We start from the raw sequence: 25,722 nt of genomic DNA, 5'->3' as shown, positions 1-25,722 counted from the left end.
CAGTGGCGCTTACGCTTGGTAGTTGTAAGACGCTTTGAAGGTCTTCATGGCTTCGGTCAGCACTTTCTCGTTCTCGTCGCTCATGGCACCTGAAGTATTGATGGCTTCCAAAACCGCCGGATTTTGTGTGCGCACATGACCCAAAAACTCTGCTTCGAATGCCAAGGCTTTAGACACCGGCACGTCTTCGTAAGAGCCGTTGTTAATCGCCCACAAGGTCAGCGCCATTTCAGCAGTATTCAGCGTGCTGAATTGTTTTTGTTTCATCAATTCGGTAACCACTTCGCCGTGTTGCAATTGCTTGCGGGTGGCTTCGTCCAAATCAGAAGCAAATTGCGAAAACGCCGCCAATTCGCGGTACTGTGCCAAAGCCAAGCGAATACCGCCGCCCAGTTTTTTAATTACCTTGGTTTGTGCCGCACCACCCACACGTGACACCGAAATACCGGCGTTGATGGCCGGGCGGATGCCTGAGTTGAATAGGTCGGTTTCCAAGAAAATCTGGCCGTCGGTGATGGAAATCACGTTGGTGGGGACGAATGCAGACACGTCGCCAGCCTGAGTTTCGATAATCGGCAAGGCCGTGAGCGAACCGGTTTTGCCGGTTACTTCGCCATTGGTGAGACGTGCCACTTCATCCGCATTGATGCGTGAAGCGCGCTCCAACAAGCGGCTGTGCAAATAGAATACGTCACCCGGGTAGGCTTCACGACCGGGCGGACGGCGCAGCAGCAACGAAATTTGACGGTAGGCCACGGCTTGTTTAGACAAGTCGTCATACACAATCAAGGCATCTTCGCCGCGGTCACGGAAAAATTCACCCATGGTACAGCCGGCATACGGTGCAATAAATTGCAACGCCGCCGCTTCAGAGGCGGTAGCCGCCACCACAATAGTGTGACCCATGGCACCATGTTCTTCCAGTTTGCGCACCACGTTGGCAATGGATGAGGCTTTTTGACCCACCGCCACATAGATACACACCACACCGGTGCCTTTTTGGTTCACAATCGCATCCAGCGCCACGGCAGTTTTACCGGTTTGGCGGTCGCCAATGATCAGCTCACGCTGGCCGCGACCCACCGGCACCATGGCGTCAATCGCCTTCAGGCCGGTTTGCATCGGCTGGTCTACCGATTGACGCGCAATCACACCCGGGGCGATTTTTTCAATCGGGGCAGTTTCGGTGGCGTTAATCGGGCCTTTGCCGTCAATCGGCTGACCCAAGGCGTTGACCACACGGCCAACCAATTCGCGGCCAATCGGCACTTCCAGAATGCGGCCGGTGCAGGTAACGGTGTCACCTTCTTTAATGTGCTCGTATTCACCCAATACCACGGCGCCCACGGAGTCACGCTCCAAGTTCATGGCCAAGCCGAAGGTATTGCCGGGAAATTCGAGCATCTCACCTTGCATCACATCTGATAAGCCGTGCACACGAACAATACCGTCGGTTACCGACATCACCGTACCACGGGTACGCAGTTCTGTGGCCACCGACAGGTTTTCGATCTTGGCTTTAATCAAATCGCTAATTTCAGCAGGATTAAGCTGCATGAAAACTCTCCTAATTCGTCATCGCCGCATACAGGCTGCGCAAGCGGCCTTGTACCGACAGATCCAACACTTGATCACCGATTTCCACCTTCACACCGCCAATCAAATCCTGCTCTACCCGTAATTGGGCATCCAGCTTGGTGGCGAAGCGGGCTTCCAGCTCGCCCACCAGCTTGCCAAGCTGCCCTTCATTCAAGGGGTAGGCACTGTAAACAATGGCTTTTTTGGTGTTGTTGCGGGATAAAGTGAAATCCTGGTATTGCGTGTAAATCTCGGGCAAAACCGCCAACCGCTTATTTTCGGCCAAGGTGTAGACGAAGTTTTTCAACATCGGATCTACCGGCTGCGTGTCCAATAAAGACAACACGCCGTCGGCCTTGTGCACATAACCGGTTTCCGGCTCTTCAATAAATGCCGCCACTTTGGCTTGCGACACTACTGCTGCCAAGGTTTTCAGTTCGCCCAACCAGGATTCAAGTTGATTTTTTTCTTGCGCCAGCTCAAACAATGCCTTGGCATAAGGTCTGGCAATGGTTGCGAACTCAGCCATGGATTACAGCTCCTGTTTCAGGCTGGCGAGCATTTGCGCGTGGCGTGAAGCATCCACTTCACTGCGCAAAATAGACTCGGCACCTTTTACAGCCAAAGCAGCCACTTGCTCACGCAAAGCTTCGCGGGCGCGATTGGCTTCTTGTGCAACATCGGCTTTGGCTTGAGCCATAATGCGTGCCGCTTCGCCGACAGCCTGTTCTTTGGCTTCCTCAACGATTTGTGCAGCACGTTTTTCCGCATTGGCCACCATATCGGTAACCTGGGTGCGGCCTTCGGCTAAGATTTCTGCAACACGCTTTTCTGCCTGTTCAAAGTCGCTTTTACCGCGCTCGGCCGCAGCCAAGCCCTCGGCAACTTTTTCGGCGCGCTCATCAAGTGCTTTAACAATCGGCGGCCACACAAAACGCATGGTGAACCACACCAAAATGCCAAATACAATTAACTGCGCAAATAAGGTTGCATTTAAGTTCACTTCACTTAACCTTCGTATTAGGGTTAATCAAACAAACGAACAATGGGTTCGTTCGGCCAATTAGCCTGCAAACGGGTTAACGAAGGCGAACAGCAGGGCAATCGCAACACCAATCAGGAACGCAGCGTCAATCAAGCCGGCGATCAGGAACAGTTTAACTTGCAGGGGACCCATCAATTCCGGCTGGCGTGCAGAAGATTCCAGGTATTTAGAACCCACCATGCCGATACCCACGCAGGCACCCATGGCACCCAAGGCTACGATCAAACCACAAGCGATAGCAATCAAACCACCCATTTCAAACTCCTTAAAGAAAAAACAAAGGTCAAAAAAACTACGGTTAAAACACAATCAAACAAAACAATTTTCAGGCAGCCTTCGTGGCTTTATGCCTGGCACCAAAATTAAGATAACAAGGCGAAAAGCCGCAGGCAGTACACACGTACGACAAGGCGAGCCGCAGTTAGGTTATTTTTGGGGCGTGGTATTAGTGCGCATCGTGCGCCTGCCCTACATACACAAACGCCAACACCATAAAGATAAACGCTTGCAAGGTAATAATTAAAATATGGAAAATAGCCCAAGCCGTGCCGGCCAGAATGTGGATGAGGAACATAATCGGATCCATCAAACCCACCGAGCCGGAAGCCGCCCAAGTACCGCCCAACAGCGCAATCAGCAGGAACACCAGCTCACCGGCGTACATATTACCGAACAACCGCATGCCGTGGGACACGGTTTTGGAAATAAATTCCAATACATTGAGCAAGAAGTTGGCAGGTGCCAGCCACGGGCCGAACGGCGCGGTAAAGAGCTCATGCACCCAGCCGCCGATGCCTTTGATTTTAATGCTGTAATACAGACACAGCAGCAATACGCCGGTAGACAATGCCAAGGGCAAGTTGATATCGGCCGTGGGCACGGCACGCAAATAATGAATACCCAAAAAGCTGGCCAGCCACGGGAACAAATCTACCGGCAGCAAGTCCATGGCATTCATAAAGAACACCCACACAAATACGGTTAAGCCCAACGGTGCCATCAATTTGCGGGTTTGGTCGTTGTGGATAATGCTTTTGCACATATCGTCGACAAACTCCACCATCAACTCAATGGCTGCCTGAAAGCGACCCGGCACACCCACGGTGGCGGTTTTGGCACCGCGCCACAAGATGAAGCACATGATCGCGCCCAACACAATAGAGAAAAACATGGTATCCAAATGGATATAAGAGAAATCCGCAACGTTTTTCAAACCTTGCGAATGACCATCTTGCGTAAGGCTTTGCAAATGGTGCTTGATGTATCCAGCAGCAGTTAGGTTTTCACTTGCCATGGTGTAATTTCCAAATCATAAAAAAAACGACATGACTGACCGACAACAGCCCCAGCAAAAAGGGCAACCACTCAAGCGCAGGGTAAAACCAGAACACCCCGACCATGAGCATGATGGACAGCATTACTTTTAAACTCTCACCCCACAAAAAACTGATGGCCGCCCAACGCGCGCGGCTGCGGAAAAAGTTTAAAAGTAATATTGCCAAGGTGGTGGGCAACAAATAACACAAACCGCCCAACAGACACGACAAAGCGGCATTGGTGCCCAACAACACACCGAAAGCCGCTACCAAAATGGCCAATAACCCCGCCTGCCAGATAATGATTTTGGTCATTTATTGTCTTTATAGCTACCTACCTCTAAGCTGCGCAACTATAATCAACTGTGACGCCAGCGTCAAGCGGATTTGTCAAATTCGGTTAATAAAATATCTGGAAAAGCGCTCATTTTTCAATATGTTCTACACAAATCCCAACCTAGCCAAACTGAAATTTTTGCATTGCAAAAAAAGTGCCGTAATTTCAAGGCCGAATAATTTATGCTCTTTGTTTCGGCAATAAAGCGATTTGCTTTCAGGCAGCCTTTTTTTTCGCGCTTACTCAATCCCAGTAATGCCAAAGGCTGCCTGAAAGCCGTTTTGCCTTGGATTTTCTTAATCGGGCAACTGCACACCCAATTGCGCCAACAAATGCGCCAGCGTTTCCGGATTGTCGAAATGCAACACAATACGGCCGCTGTGCTGGTTTTTGCTCACCACTTCGGCCGGCACCGACAATTGCTGCATCAACGCTTCTTCGATGCGCAAGGCGGCAGCGCTTTTGTTCGATGCGGTGCGGGCAGCGGGGCTTGAGGTATGCTGCTGCGCCAATTGGCTGCGCCGCTCCACTTCGCGTACCGACCAGCCGTTTTTGGCGGCTTTTTGTGCCAAGTCCACTTGCTGCACCACCGGCAGGCTCAATAAGGCACGGGCGTGTCCCATTTCTAAGCTGCGGGCGTAAATCAGGTCTTGCACCGGCTGCGGCAGATTGAGCAGGCGCAGGCTGTTGGAAATGCTGCTGCGGCTGCGCCCCACCGCTTTGGCCACGGTTTCGTGGGTAAGGCCGAATTCGTCCACCAGCCGCTTTAGGCCTTGCGCTTCTTCAATCGGATTGAGGTTTTCGCGCTGGATGTTTTCAATCAAGCCCATCGCCAAGGCAGTTTCGTCGCTGATGCTTTTAATCACCACCGGGATTTCCGTCAGCCCGGCGATTTGGCTAGCACGCCAACGGCGCTCACCGGCAATCAATTCATATTGCGACAAGCCCATTTCGCGCACAATCACCGGCTGGATGACGCCTTGCGCCTGAATTGATTCAGCCAGGCTTTGCAAAGCTTCATCATCCATCTGCACCCGTGGCTGGTAGCGCCCGGGAATAATGTCGCCCACCGCCACACTGGTGAGACGGTCACCCTCTTCGCTGCCACCGGAAGATGCCAATAAAGCGCCCAAACCGGCGCCACCCAAACCTTTTGCTTTTGCCATTGCTGTGTTATCCGATTGTGGGGCTGCTTCAGGCTGCCTGAATGCGTTTGCCATCCACCAAGTTAATAAATGAGGCCAGACCATAAATATTGACTGGCAGATTAAGCTTGCGGCCAAGCAAGCAACTCGTCGGCCAACTCCAGATAGGCCAGTGTGCCGCGCGCTTTCGGGTCGTAGGCCAGTGCGGGCATACCGTGGCTGGGCGCTTCGGCCAAACGGATATTGCGCGGAATAATAGTGGTAAAAACTTTGCCCGGGAAGTATTTTTCCAATTGTGCATCCACCTGTTGCGACAGCAGGCTGCGTGCATCATAAAGTGTGCGCACAATGCCCAAAATATCCAATTGCGGGTTAACTGCTTGGCGGATTTTACGGATGGTGGCCACCAAGTCGGAAATGCCTTCCAGCGCATAATATTCACACACCATCGGCACCATGATTTTTTGTGCCGCCACCAAGCCGTTGATGGTGAGCAAGGTGAGCGTGGGCGGGCAGTCAATCAAAATATAATCGTAGTTGTCTGCCACTTCGGCCAAGGCGTTTTTCAGCCGCATTTCGCGCGCCAATTCCTGCACCAGCTCCACTTCCGCTCCGGCCAGCGCACGGTTGGCCGGTAAAACATCATAAGCGCCGGCTTTGCTGTGCACAATCGCTTCTGCCGCAGTGGCATTACCCAGCAACACCGCATACACGCCGTGGCTGATGCCGCTTTTGTTGATGCCGCTGCCGGTGCTGGCATTGCCTTGCGGATCCAAATCCACCACCAGCACCCGACGGCCTTTGTGCGCCAACGAAGCAGCCAGATTCACCACAGTGGTGGTTTTGCCCACACCGCCTTTTTGATTGGCCACCGCGATGATAAGCGCACTCATGTGACGTCTTTCTTCTGCAATATCACCATATGGCGCTCGGCACCCAGATTGGGCACCTCCAATTTATCTACTTGTACCACGGCCACGCCCGGCGGCAGTTGGGCGATTTCTTCATACGGATACACGCCTTTCATCGCCGCCCAGCAGCCGCCCTTGGCCATCAACTGCTTGGTAATGCTGACAAAATCACTCAACTCAGCAAAAGCACGGCTGGTGATTACGTCGAATTGCTCGCCCACCATTGCCTCTACGCGACCGGTAATCACTTGTACATTATTCAAGCCCAGCTCAATCGCCGCTTGCTGCAAAAACGAGGTTTTTTTGCTGTTGGCATCCAGCAGTGCCACCGGCAAATCCGGGCGCGCAATCGCAATCGGAATACCGGGCATACCGCCGCCGGAGCCCACATCAATCAGCCCGCGCGCTTCTGCCACATAGGGCAGCAAGGTAAGGCTGTCGAGAATGTGGTGGCTGATGACCGACTGCTCATCGCGCAAGGCGGTGAGGTTATAGGTGCTGTTCCATTTTTTCAGCAGCTCCACAAAGGCCAGCAACTGCAATTGCTGCGGTACGCTGAGTACAATACCCATTTGTTGCAGGCCTTGTTGCAAATGGCTTTTCAAATCACTCATGCTGTTTTCGCTCCCTCAAATCCGCGTTTCAAATGCACCATCAATAAGGCCACCGCTGCCGGGGTAACGCCGGAGATACGCACGGCCTGCCCCATGGTTTCGGGGCGGTGCTGGTTTAGTTTTTGCTGCACTTCGGCCGACAAGCCTTTTACTTTGGCGTAGTCAATGTTTTCAGGCAGCCTTAAGGTTTCCAGATTTTGGCGGCGACCGATTTCTTCGTTTTGCCGCTCGATATAGCCTTGGTATTTGACCTGGATTTCCACTTGTTCGCTAATCGCCTCACCCAGCGGCACGGGCGCTGCCGCACCGGGCAGGCTCATCAGCGTGACGTAATCCACGTTGGGGCGGCGCAGCAAGTCGTGCAAATTGGCTTCTTTGCCCAATTTTTGCCCTAATACGCGCACCTGCTCAGCCTCCGGCAATTTTTGCGGCGTAAACCAACTGCTTTTCAGGCGTTGGATTTCCAGCGCCACCGCTTCGCGTTTTTCGTTAAACGCACGCCATTGCGCTTCGCCCACCAAACCCAAACGGTGGCCGTCTTCGCTTAGGCGCATATCGGCATTGTCTTCACGCAATTGCAAACGGTATTCGGCGCGGCTGGTAAACATGCGGTACGGTTCGTTCACGCCTTTGGTAATCAAATCGTCCACCAACACGCCCAGATAAGCCTGCTCGCGCCGCAACAACAGCGGCGACTGCTCGCGCACATATTGCACCGCATTGGCACCGGCCAGCAAACCTTGTGCCGCCGCTTCTTCGTAGCCGGTGGTGCCGTTAATCTGCCCGGCAAAAAACAGCCCGGCAATGGTTTTGGTTTCCAAGCTGGCTTTGAGGTTGCGCGGATCGAAATAATCGTATTCGATGGCATAGCCCGGGCGCAGAATATGCGCATTTTCCAGCCCCACCATCGAGCGCACCAAGGCATACTGAATATCAAACGGCAAGCTGGTGGAAATGCCGTTCGGATAATATTCGTGGGTGGTCAAACCTTCCGGCTCCAGAAAAATCTGGTGGCTTTCTTTGTCGGCAAAGCGGTTGATCTTATCTTCAATTGAAGGGCAATAACGCGGCCCCACGCCTTCGATTTTGCCGGTAAACATCGGGCTGCGGTCGAAGCCGCTGCGGATAATCTCGTGCGTGTGCGCATTGGTGTGGGTAATCCAACACGGAATCTGCTGCGGATGCATGGCCGCATCGCCGCGCACCGAAAACACCGGCACCGGCGTATCACCCGGCTGCGCTTGCAGGCGTGAGAAATCAATGCTGCGCCCATCAATGCGCGGCGGCGTACCGGTTTTCAACCGCGCCACCGGTAAATTTAATTCTTTCAGGCAGCCTGAAAGCCCCTGTGCCGCCGGATCACCGGCACGGCCGCCGGCGTAGTTTTGCAGGCCGATGTGGATTTTACCGGCCAAAAATGTGCCCGCCGTGAGCACCACGCTACGGGCGCGAAATGTCACTCCCATTGCAGTGAGCACGCCGCAAACGCGGCTGCCTTCGAGCAAAATATCGTCTACCTGCTGCTGAAACAAGGCCAGATTGGGCTGATTTTCCAACATGTGGCGGATGGCCGCTTTATACAGCACACGATCAGCCTGCGCCCGTGTGGCCCGCACCGCCGCACCTTTAGAGGCATTCAAACGGCGAAATTGGATGCCGGATTGATCCGTAGCCAGCGCCATAGCACCGCCCAACGCATCCACTTCGCGCACCAAATGGCCTTTGCCGATGCCGCCGATTGACGGATTACACGACATCTGCCCCAAGGTTTCAATATTGTGTGTTAACAGCAAGGTTTGGGCGCCCATGCGGGCGGCGGCCAATGCCGCTTCCGTACCGGCATGGCCGCCGCCCACCACAATCACATCGTATTCAACAGGATAATTCATGCTTTCCAACTGCTTTAGAAATTTGGCACCGCCGCCAAAACGGCCACGGTCAAACGGGGTTATTTTACGCGAGCACTGTTGTTTTGTCAGTTTGGCATCCACCCACATACCGCCGCCCAATACAAAAAAGAGCCGTAAGGCTCTTTTTTGAGTAACGCAAGGCTGCCTGAAAGCAGCAAGCCATTAACGTTTGGAGAACTGCTTGGCGCGACGGGCTTTGCGCAAACCGAATTTTTTACGCTCCACTTCACGCGCATCGCGGGTAACCAAACCGGCGGCAGACAATGCGGGTTTCAATGCAACATCGTAGTCGATCAGAGCGCGGGTAATGCCGTGACGGATGGCACCGGATTGGCCGGTTTCACCGCCGCCGGTTACGTTTACTTTAATGTCAAACGCTTCCAGATTTTCAGTCAAAGCCAAAGGCTGACGCACCACCATGCGGCCGGTTTCTCGACCGAAAAACTCGTCTACCGGGCGGCCGTTAACGATGATTTGACCAGTGCCTTTTTGCATGAATACACGGGCCACAGAACTTTTGCGGCGACCTGTGCCGTAGTAATACTTACCGTTCATAATGTGTCCTTAGATATCCAAAACTTTGGGTTGCTGGGCAGCGTGGCCGTGCTCGGCACCGGCGTACACTTTCAGCTTTTTAATCATGGCGTAACCCAGCGGGCCTTTGGGCAACATGCCTTTAACGGCTTTTTCCAACACGCGCTCGGGGAACTTCTCTTGCATTTCAGTGAAGTTGCGCTCGTAAATACCGCCCGGGTAGCCGGAGTGGCGGTAGTATTTTTTATCCAAAGCTTTGTTACCGGTAACACGCAGTTTGTCGGCATTAATTACAATGATGTAATCACCGGTATCTACGTGCGGGGTGAATTCGGGCTTATGTTTGCCGCGCAAACGGCGGGCGACTTCGGCTGCCACACGGCCAAGTACTTTGTCTTGGGCGTCGATGACAAACCAATCGCGCTTAACCTCATGCGGTTTCGCTGAAAAGGTTTTCATGGGAGTAAATCCAAATAAATATAACGGAAACCAACGATTTTAATGAAATTACATTTTTTTGTCAACGCGGTAAGCCTTACAATCGCTTGCCGCAGCCATAAGCAGCGGCCGGTTGTTGCATCTACGCCCATTTATCGATGTTGGCAGCCCAATAAACATCAAGAGGCTGCCTGAAACACATCATCACATCAACCAATCCGTTTAAATGGCGGCAAACACGCCAACAACTGCTTGCCGTAGCGGGCGGTGAGAATGCGGCTATCCAAAATGGTAACGCGGCCATAATCGGACTCGGTACGAATCAAGCGGCCTACTGCCTGCACCAGCTTGATGCTGGCCTCGGGCACGGTGATTTCCATAAACGGATTGCCGCCGCGCTGTTCAATCCAGCGGCTCTGGGTTTTTTCAATCGGGTTGTCGGGCATGGCAAACGGCAGCTTGGCGATAATCACCTGCACGCAAGCCATGCCGGGCAAATCCATGCCTTCGGCAAAGCTGTCGAGCCCGAAAATAATGCTGGCACGGCCGCCGTTCACGGCTTCGTAATGGCGTTGCAACAACACTGCTTTGGGCAAATCGCCCTGCATCAATAATAAAGGCAGATGGCTTTCAGGCAACCTTAAGGCCACCTCCTGCATTTGCTTGCGCGAAGAAAACAACACCAAGGTGCCAATCGGCTCGGCCGCATCAATCAGCTTGGGCAGCCATTCGGCCACCGCTTCGGTGTGCGCCGCCGCATCTTTGGGGCTGGCGCCCAGCGGCGGAATATACAGCTCGCCCTGTCTGGCAAAATCAAACGGGCTATCTAAGGCCAAGGTGGTGGTTTGCGGCAGCCAGTGCAAGCCGGTTTGGCGCAACAATAAATCAAACTGCCCCAAAGAGCGCAAAGTGGCCGACGTTAATACCGCGCCCGCCGCCCGCCGCCACAGGCCATTGGCCAACATGGATGCGCTGCTGATGGGCGAGGCGTGAAAGTGGTAGTCCGGCTTGTCTTGAATTTTGCGCGACACCCATTTGGCCAACGGCGCTTCGCCTTCCACCGTGGTGGTGGCCAGCAAATCCCACACTGCACACACTTGCTCGGCGCGCGCCAGCATCACACCCAGCTCAGAGCTTAAGCGGTCGATTAAAGCGCCGTCTTGGCTTTTGTCGCGCCGGGCGGCGGCCAAAGCATCGTTCAGCCCGTTGAGGTTTTTTAATAAGGCGCGAGCCGCCAAAGCAGTGTTGTCGGTTAGGGTTTGCAGGTGTTCCGGCACCACGCCGTCCACCCACAGCCAAGTGGGCGCATTAAAACGCTCTTGCGCCGCCAGCTCCGGCGCTTCACTCAAATGAAATAGCCATTCACTTAGGCTTTCCAGCAAGGCCGCCGCCGCTTCGTCGGCCAAATTGGCCAGCTCGGCCTTATCCGCAACCGAAGCCACTTTGTCGGTAACGCCCGCCACGCGCTCCAAAAACCACATGGCTTGGTTGATGCTGTGTTCGGCCGCAAACTGGTTTAATGCCTTTTTGGCCAGATGATGGGCTTCGTCGATGCAGTAAAAGCTGTTGCCCGGCTCCGGCAAAATCACCCCGCCGCCCATACCGATATCGGCCAGCAGCAAATCGTGGTTGCTCACCACCACGTCCACCGTATCCAAAACCTCGCGCGCCAAGAAAAACGGACACTCCACACGATTGGGGCAAGCGGCTTTCAGGCAGCCGTGGCGGTCGTTGGTGATTTTCTGCCACAAGCCGTCGTCGATTGCGTCCGGCCAAGTGTCGCGATCACCATTAAAACGGCGCTCGGCAAAGGCGTCCGCCAATTGGCGCAACGCCGCTAAGTCCTCGGCTTTCGGTTTGCTGTCCCACAACACCGTAGGCGTTTCCAGCCCGGCTAGGCTGTCTTGTGCGTGGCTTTGGGTGAGTTGATAGAGCTTATAAGGGCACAAATAGCGGGCACGGCCTTTGGCCAGCGCAAAGGTGAGCTCTAGGCCGCTGTGTTGCACCAAAAACGGCAAATCGCGCCCCACCAATTGCTCCTGCAAGGCTACGGTGGCGCTGCTCACAATCAGCCGTTTGCCCCGCGTTTGCGCCATAATGCCGCCGGCCAGCAAATACGCCAAGCTCTTGCCCACGCCGGTGGGACCCTCCACCACCACAATACTTTCGCCTTCGCGCTTAGGTGCTTCCTCTCCTTCCGCACGGCTCTGACTGCGCGAAAACGCCTGTGCAATCGCCGCCAACATCTGCCGCTGCGCTGCACGCGGGCGGAATTGCGGCAGATTTTGCGACAGCGTTTGATAGTGGTCGCGAATGGCGTTTTTTTCTAAATCGGTGAGCATAAAGGGCAATCGATACAAGCTTGAACAACAAAAGTGAGATTATACCTTTTCAGGCAGCGTTAGATGCTGCCTGAAATCATAGCCACGCGAGTATTTTTGCACATTGCCCAAAGAACAAGCCCCCGACACGTGAGTATCAGGGGCTTTATATAGGGTGTTTGGCGGTGACCTACTTTCACATGGGTATCCATACTATCATCGGCGCTGAGTCGTTTCACGGTCCTGTTCGGGATGGGAAGGCGTGGGACCAACTCGCTGTGGCCGCCAAACTTAAACTGTCAAATCGGTAAGCCGTTGCCTGTTTGTCAGGCTAAATCAACTGTGTTTGTTGGGTGATGCTGTGTATCGCATGCTCACACTTTCTGTGTAACGCATGACTTCAGTAAGCTTTATTCATTTTCTTCTGTCGTTCATGTCTGCTCAGATTAGCCCGGTTATCAGTTTTCCTGATTCCCGATGCCTGTTGTCTGAACCCTGAACCACGAAGTCCTTCAAATGATAGAGTCAAGCCTCACGAGCAATTAGTATCGGTTAGCTTCATGCATTGCTGCACTTCCACACCCGACCTATCAACGTCCTGGTCTCGAACGTCTCTTTAGTGCGGTCAAGCCGCAAGGGAAGTCTCATCTTCAGGCGAGTTTCGCGCTTAGATGCTTTCAGCGCTTATCTCTTCCGAACTTAGCTACCCGGCGATGCCACTGGCGTGACAACCGGTACACCAGAGGTTCGTCCACTCCGGTCCTCTCGTACTAGGAGCAGCCCCCGTCAAACTTCCAACGCCCACTGCAGATAGGGACCAAACTGTCTCACGACGTTTTAAACCCAGCTCACGTACCACTTTAAATGGCGAACAGCCATACCCTTGGGACCGACTACAGCCCCAGGATGTGATGAGCCGACATCGAGGTGCCAAACTCCGCCGTCGATATGAACTCTTGGGCGGAATCAGCCTGTTATCCCCGGAGTACCTTTTATCCGTTGAGCGATGGCCCTTCCATTCAGAACCACCGGATCACTATGTCCTGCTTTCGCACCTGCTCGACTTGTCGGTCTCGCAGTTAAGCTACCTTTTGCCATTGCACTATCAGCCCGATTTCCGACCGGACCTAGGTAACCTTCGAACTCCTCCGTTACTCTTTGGGAGGAGACCGCCCCAGTCAAACTGCCTACCATGCACGGTCCCCGACCCGGATTACGGGTCTGGGTTAGAACCTCAAAGTCACCAGGGTGGTATTTCAAGGACGGCTCCACAAGAACTAGCGTTCCTGCTTCTAAGCCTCCCACCTATCCTACACAAGTGACTTCAAAGTCCAATGCAAAGCTACAGTAAAGGTTCACGGGGTCTTTCCGTCTAGCAGCGGGTAGATTGCATCTTCACAACCATTTCAACTTCGCTGAGTCTCAGGAGGAGACAGTGTGGCCATCGTTACGCCATTCGTGCGGGTCGGAACTTACCCGACAAGGAATTTCGCTACCTTAGGACCGTTATAGTTACGGCCGCCGTTTACTGGGGCTTCGATCCGATGCTTGCACATCTTCAATTAACCTTCCAGCACCGGGCAGGCGTCACACCCTATACGTCCACTTTCGTGTTTGCAGAGTGCTGTGTTTTTAATAAACAGTCGCAGCCACCGATTCTCTGCGACCCTCCGATGCTTACAGAGCAAGTCTTTCACATCAAAGGGCATACCTTCTCCCGAAGTTACGGTATCAATTTGCCGAGTTCCTTCTCCTGAGTTCTCTCAAGCGCCTTAGAATTCTCATCCTGCCCACCTGTGTCGGTTTGCGGTACGGTTCTGATTTAGCTGAAGCTTAGTGGCTTTTCCTGGAAGCGTGGTATCTGTCACTTCACGTCCGTAGACGCTCGTTATCACTTCTCGGTGTTATGAAAGTCCGGATTTGCCTAAACTTTCCACCTACCGGCTTGAACGACCTATTCCAACAGGCCGCTGACATAACCTTCTCCGTCCCCACATCGCACTAAATCAAAGTACGGGAATATTAACCCGTTTCCCATCGACTACGCATTTCTGCCTCGCCTTAGGGGCCGACTCACCCTACGCCGATGAACGTTGCGTAGGAAACCTTGGGCTTTCGGCGAGCGGGCTTTTCACCCGCTTTATCGCTACTCATGTCAACATTCGCACTTCTGATACCTCCAGCAACCTTCTCAAGTCACCTTCTTCGGCCTACAGAACGCTCCCCTACCATCCAGGAATCAGACTACAGGAATCGGGTATCAGTAACTGCCTTTATTTATTCAGGCTTTTACTGAGTCCTTGCAGCATTTTGGCGATTTCTTCATATGTTTCTCGCCAATATTGCCATTCCGTGTTGCTGATGTACTGTAAATCAAGACAGTATCGCAGCCAGACGCGCATTTCGTCTGCTGAGCCGATACTGATCAGGATGTATCTTTTAAATTCTGCTGGCGACTGGCTTCTTTTGCCATAGCCTTCAGCAAGATTTGAACAGATGCTTTTGCTGGCGCGTCTAATTTAATCGGCCAGTGCGTATTGTTCGATTTGTGGAAATTCCAAACTGCTGCGGTGTATCTCTAAGGAGATACGGTACGCTTTTTGAAATACCTGCAAATCTTCGAATCGCTGTGCTTTCATCCTGATTCCTGATTCCTGTAGTCTGATTCCTGAATCCGCAGCTTCGGTTATAGATTTGAGCCCCGTTACATCTTCCGCGCAGGACGACTCGACCAGTGAGCTATTACGCTTTCTTTAAATGATGGCTGCTTCTAAGCCAACATCCTGGCTGTCTGGGCCTTCCCACTTCGTTTACCACTTAATCTATCATTTGGGACCTTAGCTGGCGGTCTGGGTTGTTTCCCTCTTGACAACGGACGTTAGCACCCGCTGTCTGTCTCCCGAGGAATCACTTGATGGTATTCTTAGTTTGCCATGGGTTGGTAAGTCGCAATGACCCCCTAGCCATAACAGTGCTTTACCCCCATCAGTGTCTTGCTCGAGGCACTACCTAAATAGTTTTCGGGGAGAACCAGCTATCTCCGAGTTTGTTTAGCCTTTCACCCCTATCCACAGCTCATCCCCGCATTTTGCAACATGCGTGGGTTCGGACCTCCAGTACCTGTTACGGCACCTTCATCCTGGCCATGGATAGATCACTCGGTTTCGGGTCTACACCCAGCAACTAGTCGCCCTATTAAGACTCGGTTTCCCTGCGCCTCCCCTATCCGGTTAAGCTCGCTACTGAATGTAAGTCGTTGACCCATTATACAAAAGGTACGCAGTCACGGAACTTGTCCGCTCCCACTGTTTGTATGCATCAGGTTTCAGGTTCTATTTCACTCCCCTCCCGGGGTTCTTTTCGCCTTTCCCTCACGGTACTGGTTCACTATCGGTCGATGATGAGTATTTAGCCTTGGAGGATGGTCCCCCCATGTTCAGACAGGATTTCTCGTGTCCCGCCCTACTTGTCGTATGCTTAGTACCACTGATGAGATTTCGAATACGGGGCTTTCACCCACTACGGCCAACTTTCCCAAGTTGTTCTTCTATCTCAACAGCTATCACATACAGGCTCTTCCGTGTTCGCTCGCCACTACTTACGGAATCTCGGTTGATTTCTTTTCCTCCGGGTACTTAGATGGTTCAGTTCTCCGGGTTCGCTTCTCATAACCTATGTATTCAGTTATGGATACCGCACAAAATGCGGTGGGTTTCCCCATTCGGACATCGCGGGATCACAGCTCTATTGCCAGCTCCCCCGCGCTTTTCGCAGGCTTACACGTCCTTCGTCGCCTATCATCGCCAAGGCATCCACCTGATGCACTTATTCACTTGACTCTATCATTTCAAGAACCTCTTTGACTTGGCTTCGCTCCCGTTGACTAGGGGCTAGGCTAGAAGTACTTACTTTGATAAAGCTTACTGCTTTGTTGTGTGACACATTCTGCCTTTTGTGTTCAGAATGTGTCCGATACAATCATCACCCAAATTGTTGTGGCTTGGCTGTGCAAGTTAAGCAACCACCCTTTCAGGCAGCCTTTAACTTGCTGAAATACGGGCTCTTGCAAGAACCTGCATCTCCATCCAAACCAACATTGTCTTTGTTTGTTGATTTCGGCTTTCCAATTTGTTAAAGATCGATGCGTTGCTTGTTACCGACTTTGCCGGCTTTACTTCGCAAATCAAAGAATACTGAGTTAATACTGCTTTCAGTATGCACTGCTTTCAGTATGCTTTAATTTGTAAAGTAGACTTGTTGTTGCTTTCCCTGATTCCTGATTCCTGAAGTGGTGGAGGCAAACGGGATCGAACCGATGACCCCCTGCTTGCAAAGCAGGTGCTCTACCAACTGAGCTATGCCCCCTGTCCGGGTGTCAGGATTCAGGTGCCAGGCGTCAGTCTCTTGTGCGGCTGTGCCGCAATCTGATTCCTGATGCCTGTAGACTGCTCCCTGATATTGGTGGGTCTGGGAGGACTTGAACCTCCGACCCCACGCTTATCAAGCGTGTGCTCTAACCAGCTGAGCTACAAACCCATGAGGTCTTCTTACTTCTTTCGCATCTCTATTTCAGTTTACCGATAAGTGTGAGTACGACCCGCCTCTTCTTTTCTCTAGAAAGGAGGTGATCCAGCCGCAGGTTCCCCTACGGCTACCTTGTTACGACTTCACCCCAGTCATGAAGCATACCGTGGTAAGCGGGCTCCTTGCGGTTACCCTACCTACTTCTGGTATCCCCCACTCCCATGGTGTGACGGGCGGTGTGTACAAGACCCGGGAACGTATTCACCGCAGTATGCTGACCTGCGATTACTAGCGATTCCGACTTCATGCACTCGAGTTGCAGAGTGCAATCCGGACTACGATCGGCTTTCTGAGATTGGCTCCACCTCGCGGCTTGGCTACCCTCTGTACCGACCATTGTATGACGTGTGAAGCCCTGGTCATAAGGGCCATGAGGACTTGACGTCATCCCCACCTTCCTCCGGTTTGTCACCGGCAGTCTCATTAGAGTGCCCAACTGAATGATGGCAACTAATGACAAGGGTTGCGCTCGTTGCGGGACTTAACCCAACATCTCACGACACGAGCTGACGACAGCCATGCAGCACCTGTGTTACGGTTCCCGAAGGCACAGCTCTATCTCTAAAGCCTTCCGTACATGTCAAGACCAGGTAAGGTTCTTCGCGTTGCATCGAATTAATCCACATCATCCACCGCTTGTGCGGGTCCCCGTCAATTCCTTTGAGTTTTAATCTTGCGACCGTACTCCCCAGGCGGTCAATTTCACGCGTTAGCTACGCTACTAAGGCATCAAGTACCCCAACAGCTAATTGACATCGTTTAGGGCGTGGACTACCAGGGTATCTAATCCTGTTTGCTACCCACGCTTTCGAGCATGAACGTCAGTGTTATCCCAGGAGGCTGCCTTCGCCATCGGTATTCCTCCACATCTCTACGCATTTCACTGCTACACGTGGAATTCTACCTCCCTCTGACACACTCTAGTTACCCAGTTTCAAGCGCCATTCCCAAGTTGAGCTCGGGGATTTCACACCTGACTTAAATAACCGTCTGCGCTCGCTTTACGCCCAGTAATTCCGATTAACGCTTGCACCCTACGTATTACCGCGGCTGCTGGCACGTAGTTAGCCGGTGCTTATTCTTTGGGTACCGTCATGACCCAACGCTATTAACGCCAGGCTTTTCTTCCCCAACAAAAGTACTTTACAACCCGAAGGCCTTCTTCATACACGCGGCATGGCTGGATCGGGGTTGCCCCCATTGTCCAAAATTCCCCACTGCTGCCTCCCGTAGGAGTCTGGACCGTGTCTCAGTTCCAGTGTGGCGGATCGTCCTCTCAGACCCGCTACTGATCGTCGCCTTGGTGGGCTCTTACCCCACCAACTAGCTAATCAGATATTGGCCGCTCGAATAGTGCCAGGCCCGAAGGTCCCCAGCTTTCCTCCTCAGAGCGTATGCGGTATTAGCCATCCTTTCGGACAGTTATCCCCCGCTACTCGGTACGTTCCAATATATTACTCACCCGTTCGCCACTCGCCGGCAGAAGTGCAAGCACTTCCCCGCTGCCGTTCGACTTGCATGTGTAAAGCATGCCGCCAGCGTTCAATCTGAGCCAGGATCGAACTCTTATGTTCAATCTTAGCTTTAATACTGTTAGAGCCAGGCAAAAACCCAACTCCATACTGGTCTGCTTCTCAAAGAAAAACAGAGAATGATGTATACCGGCAGAAACCCACCGGCAAACATTCATGTCTTGTCTTTACTTCTTAAACAGTGTGAGGCTTGTCGCACTCACACTTATCGGTAATCTGTTTGTTAAAGAGCCATCCCAAAACCGAAGCAACGAAACCACTTTGTGGTATAATTTTCTCTTCCGTCTCGACTTCGCTGCAGCAGCGAAGAAAGCGAACTATACGCAAACCAATCCAAACCGTCAACACCCATTCGCAAAAATCTATACCCAAAACCAGCAAATCGCTAAAATTTAAAAGAATATTATTCGGGATTTAATCCAGAAAATATCCGCCAATCATCAAAACAAATACGCAATCGCGCAAAAGTTGACGAGAAAATAGGCAAAACAGGTATCAAAAAAGCTTCAGGCAGCCTAATATAGGCTGCCTGAAGCTTTTTTAAATCCAATTCAACACATCTTTACTGATTAGCACGTATCCATTTCAGCCATTGCTCAAACAACGCCGGTTGCAAGGCCGCAATCACGGAGCGGCTGAATACATGTTGGCCACTCCAAAAGGCATCGCCTTCCAAGGTCGCCAATTGGCCGCCGGCTTCTTCGTAAATCAGCGCACCGGCGGCGTAATCCCACAGGCGCTGGCCACCGTGCACATAAACATCATAGCGGCCTGCGGCCAGATAACACCAATCCAGCGTGCTGCAACCCATGCTGCGCTGGCTGCCCACCGGCGACAAGGTGTGCATACGGCTGGCCAGCTTGCCCGATCGCAGATATTTCACCTCCACCCCAGCAATGGCATCGCTCAGCGGCTTATTCACTTTACGCAAAGGCAGCTGCTCGCCGTTTAAATACGCACCATGGCCGCGCTGGGCGTAAAACAACTCTTGCGACACCGGATTGTAAACCACCCCCATCTGGGCACATCCTTGCGCCACAAAAGCCACCGACAGGGCAAAATGCGGCAGGCCGTTGATGAAATTATTGGTGCCGTCAATCGGATCCACCACCCACAAGCCTTGCTGATTGTGCTGCCACAGCGCACATTGCTCGGCGCTGCTCATTTCTTCACCCAGCATGGGGCAATCAATAATGCTTTGCAGGCCGCGGGCAAAAGCAGCTTGGGCGGCCACATCGGCTTCGGTTAACAAAGAGCCGTCGTGTTTTTTGCTGACACTCACTTCCAGAAAACGCGGCATGACCTCGGTTTGCGCCACATGACGCACCAGATGGATGAGTTGATTGAGCACAGCCGCTTCCACTTTAAACACTCCCTGCAATACTTGCTATTTCCGGCAACAAATTGCAATATTAACCACTTTCAGGCCAAACACCAAACACCATGCCGCGCTTTTATCTGCCCCACGCTCTTGCCGTTAACCAAACCCTCACCCTGCCCGACACGCTGGTGCGCCATATACAGGTATTGCGTGCACAGCCGGGCGATGTGATTGAGCTGTTTGACGGCCACGGCCAAGTTTACCAAGCCGCCATTTTAACTATGGGCAAAAAAAGCGTGTCGGTATCGGTGCAGACTGCCGCAACAATATTATGCGAATCGCCGCTGCCAATCACGTTGCTGCAATCGGTTTCCAGCAGCGAACGCATGGATTTCACCATCCAAAAAAGTGTGGAGCTGGGGGTGGCGCACATCGTGCCGCTGATATCTGAGCGCAGCAGCCAACGCCTGAGTGGCGAACGGGCAGACAAAAAAGTGGCTCGCTGGCAAGATATTGCCATTGCCGCTTGTGAACAATGCGGCCGCACCGTGGTGCCCACCATCGCACCGATCGTTTCTTTAGCCGAAGCCTTAAACAGGCTGCCTGAAAACAGCACCCGCTTATTGATGAGCTTAAACCGCCCGCAAGCACTCAACCAATTGCCGACACCACAAGCGGCTACTTTATTGGTAGGGGCGGAAGGCGGCTTTAGCGCGGCAGAAGAAGCATTGGCGATAACGCAATTTGGTTTTAACGCCATCAGCCTCGGCCCGCGGATATTGCGCACCGAAACCGCCGCACTGGCCGCCATTGCCGCCATACAGATGCTGTGGGGTGATTTTGCGATTTAGCGGCTTAAAGGCAATGCAAATAATGGCAATGTAAACAAGTGAATCATCAAATAAAAAGGCTGCCTGAAACCGTTTCAGGCAGCCTTTTCACATAAAATCACGCCATTTTATCCAGCATGTTTTTTGGCATCGCGCACAGTAATCCACCACATGAGCAAACCGGCCACAGCCAGGCCGCAGCCCACCCAACCGGTAGAAGCCCACCCAAAACCGGCACTGATGGCCAAGCCGCCCAAAAACGGCCCCAGCGCATTGGCCGCATTAAAAGCACTGTGGTTTAAGGCCGCCGCCAATGTTTGCGCATCTTTGGCCACGTCCATCAAGCGGATTTGCAGGATAGTACCAATCGCCCCGCCCATGCCAATAAATACCACCAATACGCACAGATAATAAATATTGTGCACCGCAAACGGATACAGCGCCAACATCGCCGCACTCCACACCAGCAAACCGGCCACACCCAGCATCGGCTGCTTGCCCGCCAAGCGCGGCACAATCAGATTGCCCAGCGTCATGCCCACGCCAAACAAGCCCAATACCAGCGGCACGGCTTTGGCCGACACACCAGTGACCTCGGTAAGCGTAGACGCCATATAAGTGTAAATCGCAAACATGCCACCAAAACCAATCGCACCGATGGACAAGGTGAGCCAGATTTGGCGATTGGTGAGCGCACTCAACTCTTTCAGCGGGCTGCCGCCACCGCCCTGCATCCGCGCTTTGGGCAAAAACCGCGCCACCAGCACCACGGTAAGCAAAGCCAATACCGCCACCACCGCAAACACCACACGCCAGCCCACGGCTTGCGCCAGCCAGCTGGTAAACGGCACCCCCACAGTAGTGGCCACGGTAAGCCCGAGCATCATCAAGCCCACCGCCTGCGCCCGTTTGCCAGCCGGCACCATTGAGGCCGCCACCAAAGCCCCCACACCAAAATAAGCCCCGTGCGGCAAGCCGCTTAAAAAGCGAAACAGTAACATAGTGCGGTAATCGGGCGCCATTACCGTGCCAATATGAGCCAAGGCAAAAAACAGCATCAAGCCCAACAATAAAGTGCGGCGGCTAAAACGCGCCCCCAACACGGAAATCAATGGCGCACCCACCACCACGCCCAAGGCATAAGCGCTAATCAAATGCCCGGCGGTGGGCTCATCAATCCCCAAGCCAGCCGCCATAAACGGCAACACGCTCATGGTGGCAAATTCAGTGGTGCCGATGGCAAAACCGCCCACCGCCAAGGCAAACAGCAGCCAGCGCGGATGGGGAATGTGTTTGGGCATAATGGTGTCTTTGCAGGAATTAAAGATGAAATGGCTTTCAGGCAGCCTTTATAAATTGCTGCCTGAAAATCAAATATTTAAAATCAAAAGAGATTATGTGTAATTATACTACATACAAACAGGCACACCAAAACCAAGCTGTCGCTTTGAATGCCGCCACCCATGCGTTTATAAGGTGATTTTGGTTTCCACCTTATTGAAATTCATCACAAACTGGCTTTTAAACCCACGCACATTATTATCGGCCGTGAGCACGCGGCGGGTGAAATGGTGGTAATCGGCCATATCACGCGCATGCACCAGCAGCATGTAGTCGTAATCGCCGGAAATTTCATAGCAGCTCATCACATCCGGCTCTTTGTCCATGCTGCGCACAAACATGTCTTGCAAGGCCGGGCTTTGTTTTTCCATTTCCACCGCCACAAACACACTCAAGCTGCGCCCCACCGCCGCCGGGTTCACCATCGCCACTTGTTTGATAATCACCCCTTGCTGCTGCATCTGCTGAATGCGCCGCTGGCAAGTGGCCACCGACGAGCCCACTTGCTCGGCCACCACTTTCAACGGCAGTGTGGCATCGCTTTGCAGCAGGTTCAAAATTTGCCGATCCAGCTTATCCAATTCATGTTGCACAGACATATCGGTATCTTTTCTCATTCAAGATTTAATTTAGAAAAATTATCACACAAAAGCCTGAAATCAGAAATTTTTTATTATAAAGCTGCCGTAAAATAGCCGCATTTCAACGATATTTAAACCTGCCTTTCAGGCAGCCTATAAAGCCTACCTGAGCTAAATTGATTTTCTTCAGGTAGCCTTTATAGGCTACCTGAGTTGGATTGATTTTCTTTAGGTAGCCTTTATAGGCTACCTGAAAAGCACACCACAAAATACAAATACCATGAGCAATTTAAAAAAAGGCGTTTGGGCAGCCTTATTGTCCAATATTCTGTTTGGCGTGCTGTATCTTTACAGCGGCTGGATGCAGCCCATGGGCGGCACCGATGTGTTTGCTTGGCGCATGGTGAGCATGTTGGCGGCTTTATGGCTGATTTTGCTGCTCAGCCACGGCTGGCATGATTTATTCCGCTTTGCCTACAAAGTGGGGCGCGACTGGCGCAAATGGGCGCTGATTGTGCTGCCCACGCCGATTGTGGCCAGCCAGCTGTGGCTGTTTATGTGGGCACCGGTAAACGGCTACGGCGTAGACGTGGCGATGGGCTATTTTCTGTTTCCCTTGGTGATGGTGTTGTGCGGGCGTCTGTTTTTGGGCGAAGCGGTCAACCGTCTGCAATGGCTGGCGGTGGCCTTGGCCGGCGCCGGGGTGGCGCATGAGCTGTGGCAAACCCATGCTTTTTCTTGGGTTACCATCTGGGTGTTTGCCACCTATCCCGTGTATTACCTGCTGCGCCGCCTGCTGTGCGTACCCGCCCTCACCGGCTTGCTGATCGACCTCACGCTGATTGCCCCGTTTGCCTTGGGCTATTTGCTGCTGCAAACCAATGGTTTCGCCATTTGGGCAGCGCCGTCGCGCTTTTGGCTGTTGATTCCGCTGCTGGGCATCATCAGCGCCGCCGCCATGCAGCTCAATCTGCACGCCAGCCGCCTGCTGCCAGTAACCCTGTTCGGCATGTTCAGCTATCTGGAGCCGGTGCTGCTGTTTGCATTGGCATTGTTGGTGTTGAAAACACCACTGGCGGCCGAATCGCTGATTACCTATGGCCTGATTTGGGCTGCTCTGTGCCTGAGCCTGCTTGATGGTTGGTTGAAAATGCGCCGCGCACCGCACATGGTCGGCAAACCGGCCACGGCATCAGCATAAATATTCAAGGCTGCCTGAAAACAACACAGCCGCACAACAAACCCTGTTGTGCGGCTGTATTTGCCTTAAACCATACCTAAATAGAAAAATCTTCCGCCAAAGGCGCATACAACGCCGCTTCGATATATTCGCGCGTAAGCCGCTCGGAAAATAACTGCAAAAACGCATAGGCATAGCCGCGCAAATAAGCGTCTTGCCGCAGCACAATATGCGAAAACGACGGCTCAAACAAATGTTCGGCACTGATTAAGCGCAAACCTTCATCCGCCTGCGCATCGTAGGCCATACTGGCCATCAAGCCGATGCCTAGCCCCAAGCGCACATAGGTTTTAATGATATCGGTATCGGCAGAAGCCAGCACCACCTTGGGCGGCTCAAGCTGCGCCTGCGCAAATGCTCGCGCAATACGCGCTTCTTTTTGAAACGCAAATTCATACGTCACCAAGGGCCAGGCGGCAATATCGGCCAGCTGTAGCGGGCGCGCCAAATCCAACAAAGCATGGCCTTCCGGCACCACCACACTGCGGTTCCAAGCGTAGCAACTCAGCTTGCGCAAAGCCTCATGCTCCTGCACCAGCTCCGTACCAATGGCAAAATCCGCTTCACCTTCCAGCACCATCTTGTCTAATGCCGACGGGCTGGCCGGCAAAATCGACAACTGCACCTGCGGATAACGTGCCACAAACGCCGACACCACCCGTGGCAAGCCATAGCGCGCCTGCGTGTGCGTGGTGGCGATGGTGAGCGAGCCGCTGTCTTGATCGGCAAATTCAGTGCCTATTTTCTTAATGTTTTGCACTTCGCGCAAAATGCGCTGCGCCGTCTCCAACACTACCTTGCCCGGCGCCGTTACCGCCACCATGCGTTTGCCGTGGCGCACAAACAAAGGCACGCCCAGCTCTTCTTCCAACAAGCGGATTTGCTTGGAAATCCCCGGCTGCGAAGTAAACAACACATCGGCCGCATCCGACACATTCAAATTCTGGCGGTATACCTCCACCGCATAGCGTAGTTGCTGTAATTTCATGCCCGCCTTCCAAAGAACAAAGCCCTTGCCGCACCGAATTTTGTAGCGTTTGTGCAACACAATGATTTTATTTTGTGCATAATAACGCAATTCCACCCTTCAGGCAGCCACCGCTGCGCCTACGCTCCCCCATCCACGGGCAATAGCGCGGCTTATTTGTTGCTTCCATACAACGATAAAGCGCATCACCATGTCTTTCAGTTGTAAATAAGTGACACACAAGCCATTTTTGGGCATGATTAGGCATTAGGAAGCGGGTCGTCTAGCAGCTTCACTCCAAGTGGCGCGGCTATTGACAGTTTGAGCATAGCTTCTTATAGTTCAGACTTGATTTACCTGAGTTACCGCCCAGTTTGAGCGGCCTGTATATGGTATTTGTGTTGATGGCGTGTTGTTTCTTCAACACCGTTTTAAGACACATAACAATTTTTTGATGAGGGAATAACATGACCAAACAGCTGAAATTGAGCGCCTTGATCGTTGCGATGATTGCTTCTGCCAGCGCGATGGCCCACGAAAAAAACGGCTACACCATTAGCCAAGAGTCTCGCGAAGTTGTGCGCAACAACTACGGCGAGTGTTGGGAAAACTCTTTCCTGAACAAAGCCACTGACGGCTTGGCTGAATGCGGTGACGGCGTTGCCGTTGCACCGGCTCAACCGGAATACGTAGACGAAACCGTTGCCTTGTCTGCCAATTTCTTGTTCGGCTTTGACAAATATAACCTGCGTCCGGAAGCCAGCGAAACCCTGAACACCTTGGCACAACGTTTGTCTCAAACCAACGTTCAAGCGGTACGTGTAGAAGGCAATACCGACTTTATGGGTTCAGAAGCTTACAACCAGGCTCTGTCTGAGCGCCGTGCCAACACCGTGGCCAACTACTTGGTATCTCGCGGCGTACCGGCTCAGAAAATCTCTGCCGTTGGTTTGGGCGAATCTCAAGCCCGCATGACCGAATCTTGCCAAGCCGAAGTAGCCAAGCTGGGCAAAAAAGTATCTGCCGCCAAAAAACGCTCTGCTCTGATTGCTTGTATCGAGCCGGATCGTCGTGTAGATGTGAAAATCCGCACCTTGGTAACCCGCCAAGCTCAGTAATCTTTAAGATTACCGTAAAGAAAACCCCTGCCATGCAGGGGTTTTTTGTTTGTATCAAA

General features: G+C 52.7%; 20 protein-coding genes, 2 tRNA genes and 3 rRNA genes. 3 read left to right on the top strand and 22 right to left on the bottom strand.

Translation table 11 applies throughout. The features are described from left to right. Positions 1-9: 9 nt before the first annotated feature. The 19 genes from atpA to JQU52_RS04940 all read right to left on the bottom strand — a co-directional run bounded on the left by atpA (position 10) and on the right by JQU52_RS04940 (position 19,565). A complete protein-coding gene (gene atpA / locus JQU52_RS05030; protein WP_230340043.1) occupies positions 10-1,557 on the bottom strand; it encodes a F0F1 ATP synthase subunit alpha in 1,548 nt (515 codons plus the stop codon). 10 nt (positions 1,558-1,567) lie between these two features. Beyond that, on the bottom strand, positions 1,568-2,107 hold the full coding sequence (locus tag JQU52_RS05025) for a F0F1 ATP synthase subunit delta (protein WP_230340042.1): 540 nt from the start codon (positions 2,105-2,107) through the stop codon (positions 1,568-1,570). A gap of 3 nt (positions 2,108-2,110) precedes the next feature. Next, positions 2,111-2,581: a F0F1 ATP synthase subunit B gene (locus JQU52_RS05020; protein ID WP_230340041.1), complete on the bottom strand. Its 471-nt coding sequence runs from the start codon at positions 2,579-2,581 to the stop codon at positions 2,111-2,113. A gap of 60 nt (positions 2,582-2,641) precedes the next feature. After that, positions 2,642-2,878, bottom strand: a complete 237-nt coding sequence (atpE, locus tag JQU52_RS05015; protein WP_230340040.1) for a F0F1 ATP synthase subunit C — start codon at positions 2,876-2,878, stop codon at positions 2,642-2,644. 190 nt (positions 2,879-3,068) lie between these two features. Next, positions 3,069-3,917, bottom strand: coding sequence for a F0F1 ATP synthase subunit A (gene atpB, locus JQU52_RS05010; protein WP_230340039.1), 849 nt, complete (start codon positions 3,915-3,917; stop codon positions 3,069-3,071). Beyond that, positions 3,907-4,254 (bottom strand): ATP synthase subunit I, encoded by a 348-nt coding sequence (locus JQU52_RS05005; protein WP_230340038.1) that lies wholly within the window; start codon positions 4,252-4,254, stop codon positions 3,907-3,909. Before JQU52_RS05005 ends, atpB begins: the two co-directional genes overlap by 11 nt. A gap of 318 nt (positions 4,255-4,572) precedes the next feature. Beyond that, positions 4,573-5,442: a ParB/RepB/Spo0J family partition protein gene (locus tag JQU52_RS05000; RefSeq protein WP_230340037.1), complete on the bottom strand. Its 870-nt coding sequence runs from the start codon at positions 5,440-5,442 to the stop codon at positions 4,573-4,575. A 101-nt stretch (positions 5,443-5,543) separates the two neighbouring features. Next, positions 5,544-6,314: a ParA family protein gene (locus JQU52_RS04995; protein WP_230340036.1), complete on the bottom strand. Its 771-nt coding sequence runs from the start codon at positions 6,312-6,314 to the stop codon at positions 5,544-5,546. Next, positions 6,311-6,946: a 16S rRNA (guanine(527)-N(7))-methyltransferase RsmG gene (rsmG, locus tag JQU52_RS04990; RefSeq protein ID WP_230340035.1), complete on the bottom strand. Its 636-nt coding sequence runs from the start codon at positions 6,944-6,946 to the stop codon at positions 6,311-6,313. Before rsmG ends, JQU52_RS04995 begins: the two co-directional genes overlap by 4 nt. After that, positions 6,943-8,844, bottom strand: a complete 1,902-nt coding sequence (gene mnmG, locus JQU52_RS04985) for a tRNA uridine-5-carboxymethylaminomethyl(34) synthesis enzyme MnmG (protein WP_379061006.1) — start codon at positions 8,842-8,844, stop codon at positions 6,943-6,945. Before mnmG ends, rsmG begins: the two co-directional genes overlap by 4 nt. Before the next feature lie 174 nt (positions 8,845-9,018). Beyond that, positions 9,019-9,411, bottom strand: coding sequence for a 30S ribosomal protein S9 (rpsI, locus tag JQU52_RS04980; protein ID WP_230340033.1), 393 nt, complete (start codon positions 9,409-9,411; stop codon positions 9,019-9,021). A 9-nt stretch (positions 9,412-9,420) separates the two neighbouring features. Then, positions 9,421-9,849 carry a 50S ribosomal protein L13 gene (gene rplM, locus JQU52_RS04975; RefSeq protein WP_230340032.1) on the bottom strand — a complete coding sequence of 143 codons (429 nt, stop codon included), beginning with the start codon at positions 9,847-9,849 and terminating at the stop codon, positions 9,421-9,423. 188 nt (positions 9,850-10,037) lie between these two features. After that, positions 10,038-12,170, bottom strand: a complete 2,133-nt coding sequence (dinG, locus tag JQU52_RS04970; protein WP_230340031.1) for an ATP-dependent DNA helicase DinG — start codon at positions 12,168-12,170, stop codon at positions 10,038-10,040. Positions 12,171-12,326: 156 nt separating this feature from the next. Continuing rightward, positions 12,327-12,439 (bottom strand): 5S ribosomal RNA (gene rrf / locus JQU52_RS04965). A gap of 231 nt (positions 12,440-12,670) precedes the next feature. Continuing rightward, positions 12,671-15,988, bottom strand: a 23S ribosomal RNA gene (locus tag JQU52_RS04960). A 450-nt stretch (positions 15,989-16,438) separates the two neighbouring features. Then, positions 16,439-16,514: transfer RNA gene (locus JQU52_RS04955), tRNA-Ala, on the bottom strand. Between the two features lie 94 nt (positions 16,515-16,608). Continuing rightward, positions 16,609-16,685 (bottom strand) — tRNA-Ile (locus JQU52_RS04950). 81 nt (positions 16,686-16,766) lie between these two features. After that, positions 16,767-18,307 (bottom strand): 16S ribosomal RNA (locus JQU52_RS04945). Together the 16S, 23S and 5S rRNA genes with 2 tRNA genes alongside form the textbook arrangement of a ribosomal RNA operon. Positions 18,308-18,827: 520 nt before the next feature. Then, on the bottom strand, positions 18,828-19,565 hold the full coding sequence (locus JQU52_RS04940) for an inositol monophosphatase family protein (RefSeq protein ID WP_379061931.1): 738 nt from the start codon (positions 19,563-19,565) through the stop codon (positions 18,828-18,830). A 143-nt stretch (positions 19,566-19,708) separates the two neighbouring features. Between JQU52_RS04940 and JQU52_RS04935 the strand changes: the two genes are divergently transcribed. Further along, the gene (locus tag JQU52_RS04935) at positions 19,709-20,437 is read left to right on the top strand and encodes a 16S rRNA (uracil(1498)-N(3))-methyltransferase (RefSeq protein ID WP_230340029.1); all 729 of its coding nucleotides are present in this window, start codon (positions 19,709-19,711) and stop codon (positions 20,435-20,437) included. 107 nt (positions 20,438-20,544) lie between these two features. Here the strand turns inward: JQU52_RS04935 and JQU52_RS04930 are convergent, their stop codons facing one another. Beyond that, positions 20,545-21,717, bottom strand: a complete 1,173-nt coding sequence (locus tag JQU52_RS04930) for an MFS transporter (RefSeq protein WP_230340028.1) — start codon at positions 21,715-21,717, stop codon at positions 20,545-20,547. A gap of 168 nt (positions 21,718-21,885) precedes the next feature. After that, a complete protein-coding gene (locus tag JQU52_RS04925) occupies positions 21,886-22,356 on the bottom strand; it encodes an Lrp/AsnC family transcriptional regulator (RefSeq protein ID WP_230340027.1) in 471 nt (156 codons plus the stop codon). 262 nt (positions 22,357-22,618) lie between these two features. Between JQU52_RS04925 and rarD the strand changes: the two genes are divergently transcribed. Further along, positions 22,619-23,539 carry an EamA family transporter RarD gene (gene rarD / locus JQU52_RS04920; RefSeq protein WP_230340026.1) on the top strand — a complete coding sequence of 307 codons (921 nt, stop codon included), beginning with the start codon at positions 22,619-22,621 and terminating at the stop codon, positions 23,537-23,539. A gap of 76 nt (positions 23,540-23,615) precedes the next feature. Here rarD and JQU52_RS04915 read toward each other — a convergent pair whose 3' ends face one another. Next, positions 23,616-24,566 carry a CysB family HTH-type transcriptional regulator gene (locus JQU52_RS04915; protein ID WP_230340025.1) on the bottom strand — a complete coding sequence of 317 codons (951 nt, stop codon included), beginning with the start codon at positions 24,564-24,566 and terminating at the stop codon, positions 23,616-23,618. 446 nt (positions 24,567-25,012) lie between these two features. On the opposite strand from JQU52_RS04915, the gene JQU52_RS04910 reads away from it, so the two are divergent. After that, entirely contained in the window at positions 25,013-25,663 is a 651-nt protein-coding gene (locus JQU52_RS04910; protein WP_230340024.1) for an OmpA family protein, read from the top strand. Positions 25,664-25,722 lie beyond the last annotated feature (59 nt).

The sequence above is a fragment of the Paralysiella testudinis genome (genome assembly GCF_016894345.1).
GTDB classification, from domain to species: Bacteria; Pseudomonadota; Gammaproteobacteria; order Burkholderiales; family Neisseriaceae; genus Paralysiella; species Paralysiella testudinis.
This window is presented reverse-complemented; position numbering and strand designations above follow the sequence as displayed.

What these genes read in the sequence shown, in the direction of transcription:
- rsmG (WP_230340035.1), bottom strand. Translation starts at nt 6,946, where the DNA reads ATGAGTGATTTGAAAAGCCATTTGCAACAAGGCCTGCAACAAATGGGT.
- atpB (WP_230340039.1), bottom strand. Translation starts at nt 3,917, where the DNA reads ATGGCAAGTGAAAACCTAACTGCTGCTGGATACATCAAGCACCATTTG.
- JQU52_RS04940 (WP_379061931.1), bottom strand. Translation starts at nt 19,565, where the DNA reads ATGCCGCGTTTTCTGGAAGTGAGTGTCAGCAAAAAACACGACGGCTCT.
- JQU52_RS04925 (WP_230340027.1), bottom strand. Translation starts at nt 22,356, where the DNA reads ATGTCTGTGCAACATGAATTGGATAAGCTGGATCGGCAAATTTTGAAC.
- JQU52_RS04910 (WP_230340024.1), top strand. Translation starts at nt 25,013, where the DNA reads ATGACCAAACAGCTGAAATTGAGCGCCTTGATCGTTGCGATGATTGCT.
- atpE (WP_230340040.1), bottom strand. Translation starts at nt 2,878, where the DNA reads ATGGGTGGTTTGATTGCTATCGCTTGTGGTTTGATCGTAGCCTTGGGT.
- JQU52_RS04935 (WP_230340029.1), top strand. Translation starts at nt 19,709, where the DNA reads ATGCCGCGCTTTTATCTGCCCCACGCTCTTGCCGTTAACCAAACCCTC.
- rpsI (WP_230340033.1), bottom strand. Translation starts at nt 9,411, where the DNA reads ATGAACGGTAAGTATTACTACGGCACAGGTCGCCGCAAAAGTTCTGTG.
- dinG (WP_230340031.1), bottom strand. Translation starts at nt 12,170, where the DNA reads ATGCTCACCGATTTAGAAAAAAACGCCATTCGCGACCACTATCAAACG.
- rarD (WP_230340026.1), top strand. Translation starts at nt 22,619, where the DNA reads ATGAGCAATTTAAAAAAAGGCGTTTGGGCAGCCTTATTGTCCAATATT.
- JQU52_RS04915 (WP_230340025.1), bottom strand. Translation starts at nt 24,566, where the DNA reads ATGAAATTACAGCAACTACGCTATGCGGTGGAGGTATACCGCCAGAAT.
- rplM (WP_230340032.1), bottom strand. Translation starts at nt 9,849, where the DNA reads ATGAAAACCTTTTCAGCGAAACCGCATGAGGTTAAGCGCGATTGGTTT.
- JQU52_RS05005 (WP_230340038.1), bottom strand. Translation starts at nt 4,254, where the DNA reads ATGACCAAAATCATTATCTGGCAGGCGGGGTTATTGGCCATTTTGGTA.
- JQU52_RS05025 (WP_230340042.1), bottom strand. Translation starts at nt 2,107, where the DNA reads ATGGCTGAGTTCGCAACCATTGCCAGACCTTATGCCAAGGCATTGTTT.
- JQU52_RS04930 (WP_230340028.1), bottom strand. Translation starts at nt 21,717, where the DNA reads ATGCCCAAACACATTCCCCATCCGCGCTGGCTGCTGTTTGCCTTGGCG.
- JQU52_RS05000 (WP_230340037.1), bottom strand. Translation starts at nt 5,442, where the DNA reads ATGGCAAAAGCAAAAGGTTTGGGTGGCGCCGGTTTGGGCGCTTTATTG.
- atpA (WP_230340043.1), bottom strand. Translation starts at nt 1,557, where the DNA reads ATGCAGCTTAATCCTGCTGAAATTAGCGATTTGATTAAAGCCAAGATC.
- JQU52_RS04995 (WP_230340036.1), bottom strand. Translation starts at nt 6,314, where the DNA reads ATGAGTGCGCTTATCATCGCGGTGGCCAATCAAAAAGGCGGTGTGGGC.